Origin of the sequence: Rhodoblastus sp. (assembly GCF_019449565.1) — a bacterium.
Lineage (GTDB): Bacteria > Pseudomonadota > Alphaproteobacteria > Rhizobiales > Beijerinckiaceae > Rhodoblastus.
Genome location: NZ_JAGRPM010000079.1, coordinates 1 through 10332 on the forward strand (window position 1 = coordinate 1; position 10332 = coordinate 10332).

Annotated in this window: 12 protein-coding genes; 9 read left to right on the forward strand and 3 right to left on the reverse strand. The window is 59.8% G+C overall.

Going from position 1 to position 10332, the window contains the following annotated elements:
- Window positions 1–185: 185 nt before the first annotated feature.
- Window positions 186–1064: a LysR substrate-binding domain-containing protein gene (locus QZ409_RS17315; protein ID WP_296713762.1), complete on the reverse strand. Its 879-nt coding sequence runs from the start codon at window positions 1062–1064 to the stop codon at window positions 186–188.
- Window positions 1065–1189: 125 nt separating this feature from the next.
- Here QZ409_RS17315 and QZ409_RS17320 point away from each other — a divergent pair, with 125 nt between their 5' ends.
- Window positions 1190–1663 carry a cupin domain-containing protein gene (locus QZ409_RS17320; RefSeq protein WP_296713764.1) on the forward strand — a complete coding sequence of 158 codons (474 nt, stop codon included), beginning with the start codon at window positions 1190–1192 and terminating at the stop codon, window positions 1661–1663.
- A 116-nt stretch (window positions 1664–1779) separates the two neighbouring features.
- Here the strand turns inward: QZ409_RS17320 and QZ409_RS17325 are convergent, their stop codons facing one another.
- Window positions 1780–2040, reverse strand: coding sequence for a hypothetical protein (locus QZ409_RS17325; protein ID WP_296713765.1), 261 nt, complete (start codon window positions 2038–2040; stop codon window positions 1780–1782).
- A gap of 487 nt (window positions 2041–2527) precedes the next feature.
- On the opposite strand from QZ409_RS17325, the gene QZ409_RS17330 reads away from it, so the two are divergent.
- The 8 genes from QZ409_RS17330 to QZ409_RS17365 all read left to right on the forward strand — a co-directional run bounded on the left by QZ409_RS17330 (window position 2528) and on the right by QZ409_RS17365 (window position 9947).
- Window positions 2528–2836, forward strand: coding sequence for an antibiotic biosynthesis monooxygenase (locus QZ409_RS17330; protein WP_296713767.1), 309 nt, complete (start codon window positions 2528–2530; stop codon window positions 2834–2836).
- 46 nt (window positions 2837–2882) lie between these two features.
- Window positions 2883–3740: a 3-methyl-2-oxobutanoate hydroxymethyltransferase gene (panB, locus tag QZ409_RS17335; protein ID WP_296713770.1), complete on the forward strand. Its 858-nt coding sequence runs from the start codon at window positions 2883–2885 to the stop codon at window positions 3738–3740.
- A gap of 525 nt (window positions 3741–4265) precedes the next feature.
- Window positions 4266–5771 carry an aldehyde dehydrogenase gene (locus tag QZ409_RS17340; protein ID WP_296713772.1) on the forward strand — a complete coding sequence of 502 codons (1506 nt, stop codon included), beginning with the start codon at window positions 4266–4268 and terminating at the stop codon, window positions 5769–5771.
- A gap of 11 nt (window positions 5772–5782) precedes the next feature.
- The gene (locus tag QZ409_RS17345) at window positions 5783–6571 is read left to right on the forward strand and encodes a crotonase/enoyl-CoA hydratase family protein (protein ID WP_296713775.1); all 789 of its coding nucleotides are present in this window, start codon (window positions 5783–5785) and stop codon (window positions 6569–6571) included.
- A gap of 128 nt (window positions 6572–6699) precedes the next feature.
- Entirely contained in the window at window positions 6700–7605 is a 906-nt protein-coding gene (gene gcvA / locus QZ409_RS17350; protein ID WP_296713777.1) for a transcriptional regulator GcvA, read from the forward strand.
- Between the two features lie 213 nt (window positions 7606–7818).
- Window positions 7819–8193, forward strand: a complete 375-nt coding sequence (locus QZ409_RS17355) for a tautomerase family protein (protein WP_296713779.1) — start codon at window positions 7819–7821, stop codon at window positions 8191–8193.
- Window positions 8194–8337: 144 nt separating this feature from the next.
- The gene (locus tag QZ409_RS17360) at window positions 8338–9258 is read left to right on the forward strand and encodes an alpha/beta fold hydrolase (protein WP_296713781.1); all 921 of its coding nucleotides are present in this window, start codon (window positions 8338–8340) and stop codon (window positions 9256–9258) included.
- A gap of 98 nt (window positions 9259–9356) precedes the next feature.
- Window positions 9357–9947: a carboxymuconolactone decarboxylase family protein gene (locus QZ409_RS17365; RefSeq protein WP_296713783.1), complete on the forward strand. Its 591-nt coding sequence runs from the start codon at window positions 9357–9359 to the stop codon at window positions 9945–9947.
- 175 nt (window positions 9948–10122) lie between these two features.
- Here the strand turns inward: QZ409_RS17365 and QZ409_RS17370 are convergent.
- Window positions 10123–10332: hypothetical protein (locus QZ409_RS17370; RefSeq protein ID WP_296713785.1), on the reverse strand; the 210-nt coding region annotated here is incomplete at its 5' end.

Sequence of the window (10332 nt, forward strand, 5' to 3'; positions counted from 1 at the left end):
AGCGCCGGATAACGCTCAATAACGCCATGTCTATCACTCCAAAGACCCCCGCTGACGCCAGCCGGGAGAAGTTCAAACATGGGTCAAATCTCAGTGGAAATGCCCGCCCAAAGCGGGTCAGTTCTCAGTGGCAATCAACATGTTGGAGGCAGAACGCAGAACATTGTCGCGTGCGGCATTTATTGTCAGGCGTTCGCTTTGCTGGAAGCCGGAAGGCTAACTTGCTCAAGCAACCATCGCTGAAGACAATCGACATGGCGTGGATTTCGTGGGTTCGATCTGCGCACCAAATAGTAGGCTTCGGCGAGGTCGATGATGGCGCCGAGTTGGACGAGGCGGCCAGATGCGAGGTGACTTTTGAGGTAATGCGCATCGGTTAGGACAACACCCGCGCCGGCCAAGGCAGCCTCCAAAGCCTGCGCGCGATTCTCCACGATCACCCCTCCTTGCGGAGGATCTTCCTCCATCGCGGCCGCGTCCCACCATCGCGCCCAATCCCGATAACGCGTTCGAGCGCGAATAATGCGCCAATCCGATGGCGCGATCGTCGCCAGCCCCGGCACTGCCGCCGGCGTCAGGGTTTCATGAAACAGGAGTTGCGTACCCTGACCAGGCCAATCGCCCAGGCCGTGGCGGATGGCGCAGTCGACGTCCTCCTCCTCCATGTCGACCACTCGCTGTGTCGAAAAAACTGCGATTTCGATGCCCGGATTGCCTTTCTGGAACTCTGGAAGGCGGGGCAGCAACCAGTTGGAGGCGAAGGTGCTCACGGTGCTTAGCCGAACCTGGTTGCGTCTGCGCTGCAGAGGCGCAACAGCGGCTTCGATTTTCTCTAGCGCGTCACCCATTGCAGCGAGCAGCGCCACGCCTTCGTCGGATAGTGCTGACAGTCGTCCATGGGGCGTGATGAGCGTTGCGCCCAGTTCCGCTTGGAGATCGGCGAGCCGATGGGACAAAGCCGATCGAGAAATACCGAGCGCTTCCGCGGCGGCGCCATGGCGTCCATGCCTCGCCAATGCGGTCAGGGCAGCCAATCCTCGCAGAGAGGGCAAGTTCGCAGACATGTGCAAGTTCCTTCCCGTCGCCGAGCCTGGTTGAAGAGCGAGCGTAGGATAGTTGAAATTAACTCACCAATATTTGGATTAGTAGGGGTTTAATCTCATCGATGGAATCACCGGAGAACAGTCGAATGAGCAATGCCGCGCAGCCCCCCATGTTCGCGACCGACATCCCGCCTCGGCGCAAGCCATCAAACTATCCAGCCCCTTTAGCTCAGCATGTATCTGGGCGGCAGAAGCGTCAGTTGGGCGACGTCTTCGGACTGACCCACTTCGGCGTGAACCTGACCAGCCTTGCGCCCGGGGCTCAGTCGGCACTGCTGCATCGGCACACGCACCAGGACGAATTCGTTTACGTCCTAATAGGATCGCCAACGCTCAGGACCGACGAAGGCGAAGTGCTGCTAGCGCCGGGCATGTGCGTTGGCTTCCCCGCGAATGGCCAAGCACATCACCTCATCAACCGCACCGCCGAGGACGTGCAATATCTGGAGGTGGGCAACCGGTGTAATGATGATCGGGGCGAATACCCAGAGGACGATCTGGTCGCCCGCTATTCCGATGGAGGGTGGACGTTCGCGCGCAAGGATGGCTCAGCCTGGTAGACAGCGACCGGGAACACAGAAGGCCGAATGTCAGATGAGTGTCCGGTTGACGCTCACTCATATGGAACAAAGTTCACGGGTTTATGAAATCGCGACAAATATCGATCCGGCTTCATTTAGGCCGTGATAATCATTTTCCTTCGAGCCCCGGCAATAAGACTGCGCCTCTTCGTCGTGACGAATTCTGCCCATTTATTGTCCATTTCACCACTGGTCTTTCCATCGGCGAAAGGTGCAATCTCACCTTTCAGCAAATCGTGCCGCCTCATCGCCGAGGCAAAGCCACGGCGATGATTCCAAATGATGTCTATCGAACCTGGACGCGACGTTGAATGCAATGCCGTAAACGATGTGGACGACACGATGATCTCGCACATCAATCTTGGGGCGAGCGAGCGATCTCCTTGTCGCCAAACTGTTTCATGGCGCGTTGATAGCCGAACTCGGCTGGCGCCTTCGATTCTGGGATCCGGACGAAGGCCGGATACGCTGGCAGCCTGCCCATGCGGGTCGACCGTTTCTGCTTGTCGGAGCGCCAACTGACAGTGCCTACGTCAGGCATCTCGAGGGCAACAAAATCTGCATTTTGCTGTTATGCGGAGGCTGACTATTGGTCGTGATGTTGACAATTAATGGGTTTCACCACGGCTATTGCTTCCGGGCAGTAGAATTGCCGCTGGCTGCTTACCAGTGGTGACTCCAACTGAAGCCAAATGCACTCTCGACTAACAAGCGCCTTTCAAAGCGCAGTCGCTCAAGCAAAATTCGTGAGCAGGCAGAGATCGAAGAGCAGATGCTCGCAAGCCCAGTGATTTCACCCGATGGCGAAGAGGGGTCAGCGCCATGCCTGACAAAGAAAGCGAAATGACCGAACAAGCCAGCAAACCGCATAACTCCTTTGTGTTGATTATCCACGAAGTGGCAGACTATGCGAAATGGAAAACCATCTTCGAGGATGCCGCCGAGATCCGACGGCAGGCGGGCGAGATCGAGTACCAGCTGCTAGCCGATGAAGCTTACAATTGCAGGGTCGTCCATTTCTCCCGCTGGACATCGTTGGCTGCAGCCCGCGCGTTTTTCGAGTCACCCGAACTCATCGAAATTCGTCGCATGGCGGGCGTTCGTGCGCCTGATTTTATCTATCTCAACCAGCTCGAAGCAGGGACCCTCTAACGAGATGCTCCAAGACCTTCGTCGTTGATTTGCCGAGGAGACCGCCATGTCTGTTCACGATGGGATGAAGCGCCTGACGGCCCCCGATATTTACGCCCGCAAAGGGGGCGCGAAGATTGTCGCGTTGACGGCTTACCATGCTTGGTCAGCAAAGCTGGCGGATCCGCATTGCGATATTCTCCTAGTCGGCGATTCGCTTGGCAATGTTCTCTATGGGTTTGAGACAACTCTCCCGGTGACTCTCGACATGATGATCATGCACGGTCGAGCGGTTGTTGCAGCTTCACGTCGGGCCTTGGTGGTCGTCGACATGCCCTTCGAGTCATATGAGCGGTCCAAAGAACAGGCCTTCTCGTCGGCCGCGCAGGTCATGCGGGAGACTGGTTGCGGAGCTGTCAAAATTGAGGGCGGCATTCATTTTGGTGAGACGATCGCGTTTCTAACCGCTCGCGGGATTCCAGTCATGGGGCATGTGGGACTTACGCCTCAATCCATTCACACGATCGGCTCGTTCCGTGCACAGGGAAAAGAGGAGGCTGCCGCCTTGGGGGCCTCCAATGAGATGGGGGCTATCGAGGCCGATGCAGCGGCGGTTGTTGCTGCGGGGGCCTTCTCCATCGTCATGGAGGCGATCGTTGAACCCTTAGCTCATCACATCAGCAAGAATACGCCAGTTCCCACCATTGGTATCGGGGCGAGCGCTGCGTGCGATGGGCAGATTCTCGTTCTGGAAGACATGCTTGGCATGACGAAGCGAACAGCCCGATTTGTGCGACGTTTCGCCGAACTCGGCTCTGAGATCGATGCCGGAATCGCGGCTTATTCTGCAGCTGTCAAAAATGGGACATTCCCCGGTCGCCAGAATCTTTATGGAGTGGAGTTGTTGAATTTCATTGGGGACTGACCCGGGAAGGCGCGGAATTTCCGTCGAAAAGCGAAGCACGTTTTGAACGATCCCTGCCTGCTTTCAGTGGGGGACGGAGCGTAGATAGGCGGACGAGGCGGAATGCAGTGGGGCGCGAAGTCTGTCTCCCAGCTGTGGGCCGTGTATCGCCATGCCACGGCGGCCGTGACGTCAGACTGCCTCGGGCGCCCCGCGAATAAGCATCCCGATCCGCCGCCGGCAGGCCGAGTTCACGATAGCTCGCCCTCCACGCGCTCAACGGCTTCGATGGCCGCTTCCACATTGACCAAGACTTCACGCGCGAAAGCCGTTGGGAGGACGCGATCGCGGGTGCGCGACAGCAAAGAAGAGCTGCCGACTCGGCGCAACCGTCTTTGGCGTTAGCCATCTGACTTAAGGAATGGCGATTCGGGACATAGTTGATCAGGGTTCACCAGCGCATGAAAATTTCAAATTTGCTCTGGATCCATGCGCGGGGAAATATGCGCCAGCAACAGGGTCAAGTGGAAAGCCGGCGTGAACGACATGGATCTTCAATCTTGGAAAAAACTTGCTCGGGAGTTGAAGCCCTGTGGCGACGCAATCATCAATGGAAAGGCAGTTGCCGCCAAATCGGGCGAAGTCTTCGACAGCTTGAATCCAGCCACAGGCGAAGTCATCGCACAGGTCGCGGCTTGCGGAGACGTCGATATCGATCTGTCGGTACGGGCCGCCCGCATGGCGTTTGACGACGGGCGTTGGTCGGGCAGGTCGCCCGCTGAGCGAAAGGGCGTATTGTCGAAGCTTTCGCAATTGATCGTCGCTCATCGCGACGAACTGGCGCTCTTAGAATCCCTCGACATGGGAAAGCCCATCCGGGACGCGCTGGCGATCGACATTCCCGGCGCCGCAAACGCGTTCGCCTGGCACGCAGAGGCCATCGATAAAGTCTATGGCGAAATCGCCCCGACAGCCCGTTCCAGTTTGGCGCTCGTATCACGAGAGCCCGTCGGTGTTGTCGGCGCGGTCGTGCCGTGGAACTTTCCCCTGCTCATGGCTTGTTGGAAGGTTGCGCCAGCCTTGGCGACAGGAAATAGCGTGATCCTCAAGCCCGCGGAGCAGTCGTCGCTCACCGCAATCCGATTGGCGGAATTGGCATTGGAGGCCGGCCTCCCGGAGGGCGTTTTCAACGTCACGCCGGGCTATGGCGGGGTTGCGGGAAAGGCGCTCGGACTACATGACGACGTCGACTGCTTGACTTTCACCGGATCGACTGCGGTCGGCGCCATGTTTCTCGAATATGCGGCCCGGTCAAATCTGAAGCAGGTTAGCCTCGAGACCGGCGGCAAGTCGCCTCACATCGTGTTTGCGGACTGCTCCGATATCGAAAGGGCGGCTCAGGCCGTCGCGTTCGGGATTTTTTTCAATCAAGGCGAGGTCTGCAACGCGGGTTCCCGTTTGCTCGTCGAGGCAGGGGTCAAGGATCGCCTCATGCGGGGCGTCCTTGCCCATGCGGCGCAGTTGCAGCCGGGTGACCCCCTGGACGTCCGGACACGGATGGGCGCCATGGTCGATGACCGTCACTGCGACCGCGTCATGGAATTCATCGGCGCTGGTTTGTCCGAGGGCGCAAGAATCGTAACTGGCGGCCAACGCGCAACCGTCGCCGGGCGCGGAAGTTTCATTCAGCCGACGGTCTTCGACGGTGTCACTCCGAATATGACGATCGCCCGCGAGGAGATTTTCGGACCGGTTCTATCGGTGATGACATTTGAAAGCGAGGCCGAGGCCGTACGATTGGCGAACGACAGCCGGTATGGCCTCGCCGCAGACGTCTGGACAGCGAGCCTCGATCGCGCTCATCGCATGGCCCGGGCGCTTCGGTCCGGGCTCGTGTGGGTCAATTGCTATGATGTCGGCGACATGAGCGTGCCGTTCGGGGGAGTCAAGCAATCGGGGTTCGGCGGGCGCGACCGCTCGCTGCACGCTTTCGATCAATACACCCAGCTCAAAACGACCTGGATCCGCATCAACGACAAAGCCCAAGCATAAAGGAAATCGACATGACAGACGTCGTCAATTGCGCCATCAGCGACGGTATCGCCATCTTCACCTTGAACCGTCCCGAAAAGCTGAACGCCATTAACTTCGAGGTCATCGAGACGCTATTGGCGCTCTTGGATACGATCGAGCGGGACCCGGAGGTCAACGCGGTGATCGTGACCGGCGCTGGTCGCGCATTTTCCGCTGGCGCTGACATTGCCGAATTTTCGACGGTGGTCGCCCAAGGGACCGTGACCGCGTTGAGGGAGTTCGTCCGTCGGGGTCAGCGCTTGACCGCCCGTCTGGAGAACTATCCCAAACCGATCATCGCCGCTGTCAACGGTCTGGCCTTCGGCGGAGGCTGCGAGATTACGGAAGCCATGCATCTGGCGGTGGCGAGCGAGCATGCGTCCTTCGCGAAACCGGAAATCAACCTGGGCTTCCCGCCGCCGTTCGGAGGCACCCAGCGGCTGCCGCGCCTGGTTGGGCGTAAGCGGGGGCTCGAATTGCTGCTGACCGGCGATCCCATTTCCGCCGAAACGGCTCAGTCGATCGGTCTTGTCAACCGCGTCGTCCCCCACGCGGAATTACTCGACGCCGCGAAGGGGCTGGCCCGGCGCATAATGGAAAAGTCTCCCCTCGCCGTGGCGGCCACGTTGGGCGCCGTCACGCGCGGCCTTAACGTTTCCATCGACGAGGGGCTGGCCATCGAGGCGATGCACTTCGGATTGGTGGCGCCGACTGAAGACATTCGGGAAGGCATTTCCGCCTTTTTGGCGAAACGTCCCGCTCGCTTCATTGGCCGCTGACGGGCGCGAACCCGCTCTGCGACGGAGACGCCGGCCGCGCAAATCGTCACCCGGCGGAGTCACACAATTCCGTTGTCACGGCGCCCTTCGCACCTCAGACTGCCGAAAACGAACGCAGAAGCGAAATCATGGCCTACCGATTGCCTCCATTGAACACGCTACGGCTCTTTGAGGCGGCCGGACGGCATCTCAGCTTCAAATTGGCGGCCGAAGAGCTGGGCGTGACGCCAAGCGCAGTGAGCCATGGCATCCAGACCCTCGAAGACTGGCTGGGCGCTTTGCTCTTCGCGCGCAACAACCGTACGCTGACCCTGACGGCGGCCGGCCTGACGTTTCTGCCCAAAGTCCGGGACGCGCTCCAGCAGCTCGCCTCGGCTGTCGAAGCTGTGCCGGGGCGGCGTCCGACGGGCCGCCTCGCTATCAGCGTCGCCCCCACCTTCGCAATCCGCTGCCTCGCGCCGAGCCTGCCCAGGTTCAACGCGCTCCATCCCGATATCCAGGTCACCGTCGATACGTCCCAGCGTCCGGTCGAGTTCCCGCGGGACGGCGTTGACTTCGCCATTCGCATGGGACGCGGGGATTGGGGCGATCTCTATTCCATTCGTTTGACATCGGAAAGTCTCGTTCCGGTCTGTTCGCCCAGACTGGCCGAGAGCATCCGCGCGCCCGGCGATCTCAAGGGCAAGTCCCTCCTTCATGTCGTCAACATTTCCGAGGATTGGGCCACATGGGCGGCCCTTGCGGGCGTTGGCGACTTCGAAGGAGAGGGCGGCCTGCGGATGGATAGTTTCCAGTTGGCCATGGAAGCCGCCGCGCAGGGGCTCGGAGTCGCCATTGGCCGACTGCCGCTGGTCAAATCAGATATCGATTCAGGCCGCCTCGCAATGGTTCTTGGACCACCGCTCCCCTGCGAAACCGCCCACTGGCTGGTTGCAGGCCGCGACTCGCTGGCGCGGCCGGAGGTCGTCGCTTTCCGCGACTGGATCCGTTCCGAAATGAAGGCTTTGTCTGCGCTCGCGCGGAAGCCGGAATGAAGAACGGGCGCTGGCGAACAGGTTTGGCTTCGTCGCGCGCCATCCACGAGCAGTGCGAGAGACGCGCGTTCGGTTGAGCGGCGCTCAACCGAAGCTGAGTCGAAGTCGCTTGCGGTCAGGCCCAGGATTCGGGAAGCTGTTGAACGATTTGGTTCATTAAAATCAATTGCATAGTCTTGTGATGGACCGAAATTCACTTCGATGGAGACTGGAATGCCTGTAGTCAATTTGACGTTGCCTAAATCCATGCCTGTTGAACGGCGGAACGCCGTCTCTGACGCCGTCCATCAAGCGCTGGTCAGCGAATTCGACGCGCCTCCGGATGGCAAGTTCCATATCGTCGCCACCTATGATTCCGAGAATCTGCTGAGGAGCGACAAGTTCCTCGGCGTGAACCGTGGCGACGACTTCATGTTCGTCCAGATCACGGCGATGAATGCTCGCTCCGACGACCAGAAGCGCTCCTTCCTGCGCGGACTTCGATCGAACCTCCTCGCATCCGCAGGCGTAAAGCCCCAGGACCTGTTCGTTCACATTCTCGATACCTCCAGCTCGAACTGGTTCTGCCTGAATCAGGCGTGCAACTGAAACGCCACATTGCCACACGCAACAGCTGCGCTCCCGACAGGGCAAGGATGACGCGGCAGGTTCGCGCCTTTAGCGCGCTCAGGCCTATGCCCATCGCTGATCGCTCATTATTGCGCGGGTTTTTCACGGCAAGCGAGGAGTGAGATGACGATTCATCCCCAATCCGCATCGGTGTCGCAGCAGACTGAAATCGTGCTGGCCTGCCGTGACGGCGTTGCTTTGCGCGGGCACTTCTGGCCGTGCGGAAGCGTCCGCCGGAACGGCGTAGTCGTGATCAATCCGACATTCGGCGCGCCGGCCCGGACTTATCATCGTTACGCCGCCTTTCTCGCGCGCCATGGATTTGATGTCCTCACCTATGACTATCGCGGCGTGGGCCTTTCGCGCCCGGACAAGTTGCGCGGATGCCGCTATCGCCTGCGGGAATGGGGCCTCTATGACTGCGACGCCGCGCTCGCTTTTTCGCAACGCATCTCGCCGGGCGCGCGCCTGATCGTCATCGGTCATGGTTTCGGTGGCTGTCTGCCGGGGCTTGCGCCCAACGGACTGCATATTTCGCGCATATTGACGATGGGAACGCTCTATGGGTCATGGGGCGATTACCCCCGCGATCAACGGCGGCGGCTTTTCTGGCAATGGCATGTGGCGATGCCCGCGCTGACGGCGCGTTATGGCTATTTCCCCGGCAAGCGCGTCGGCTTGTCGGAGGACTTGCCGAAAGGTGTCGCCAACGCCTGGAGTTTCCGGCGTAGAGACATCGAATTGAACCACCCCTCGCGGATGCGTCCCAGCGTGCGGGCAGGTTTCTCGTCGGTCATTGCGCCTATTCTGGCGATCGTCATGTCGGATGACGAATTCGGCGTGATAAGCGCGGCAAACAACGCGCTGAGGTATTATACTGACGCCGAGCGCCAGTCCATTCTGCTCGACCCGCAGGATTTCGGTTGCGAAAAAATCGGCCATTTCGGCATGTTCGAAACTCCGCGCGAAGCCGATCTTTGGCAAAAAACCCTTGGCTGGCTGCGCGATGGCGCCAACCCCTGGAGCGAAAGACGCTTCCGGTAGAACGAAGGCGCCGGGGCCTGACCGGCATATGAATTGGGCGGACGGAGACATCATGACGTTTCGCTCTGACTTCTCTCAAGCTGTAACGGGAAATGGCCATGACCACGCCGCAAGGCTTTGCTGAAAACAGAACAGAGCGCCTCCCCAAGCTGGCCGAGGGCGAAATGTCGGATGCGCAGCGCGCCGCCGCCGAAGCCATCGTCAGGGGGCCGCGCAAAGCGATTTTCGGTCCGTTCATTCCGTTGCTGCACAAGCCCGCGCTCATGGAGCGGCTTGGCGACCTTGGCGCGGTCCTGCGTTTTGAAAGCGGGCTGCCGGAGCGCATCCGCGAGCTTGTCATAGCGATGACCGCTCGCGCCACTGACAACCAGTTCGAATGGCAGACCCATGCGCCGCTCGCCCTCAAGGCCGGCGTCGCTCAGACAACTCTGGACGCCCTCGCCGCGCGCCGGGCGCCGCGCGATCTGCCCGCGGACGAAGCCGCCGCGCTCGACGTCGTGGCCGAAATCCTGCGCCACAATGGCCTGTCCGACGCCAGTTTCATGGAAGCCGAACGTATTTTCGGCTGTTCCGGCGTGGTGGAGCTGACGGTATTGATCGGTTATTTCGCAACGATCTGCTGGGTGATGAATATCGCCCGCACACCGGGTCCAGGAACCTATCCAGCCTTGCAGGCGACGCCGGCCTGACGTGCGGGCGCGAGCGAGGTTACGAGTCCCGAGCTGTCGACATCGCCGTCATAGTGCGTTTGTCTTGATCTACACTATGAGCCTGATTGATGCGGCAGACGACCGCCATGAATCTCACTGACGACCCAGGAAAACATTCCCTGTTCGGCTCGTCAGACGCCGCGACGGGCGGTGTTCAATTGTTCGTTCTATTCGGCAGATATCGACAAAAAACGATCGAAGGTTGAAGGGCCGGTTCAGGCAAGATTGTGTTGAAAAACTCATCCGTTGCCGCGCTGCGGGTGGCGTGATTCACTTCTCCTGCTGATTTGCGGGAGAAGCGGCGATGATGGGGGTACAGGCGGCAGCGGCTCGGTTGTTCTACGACTTCTGCCTTGATGACCAC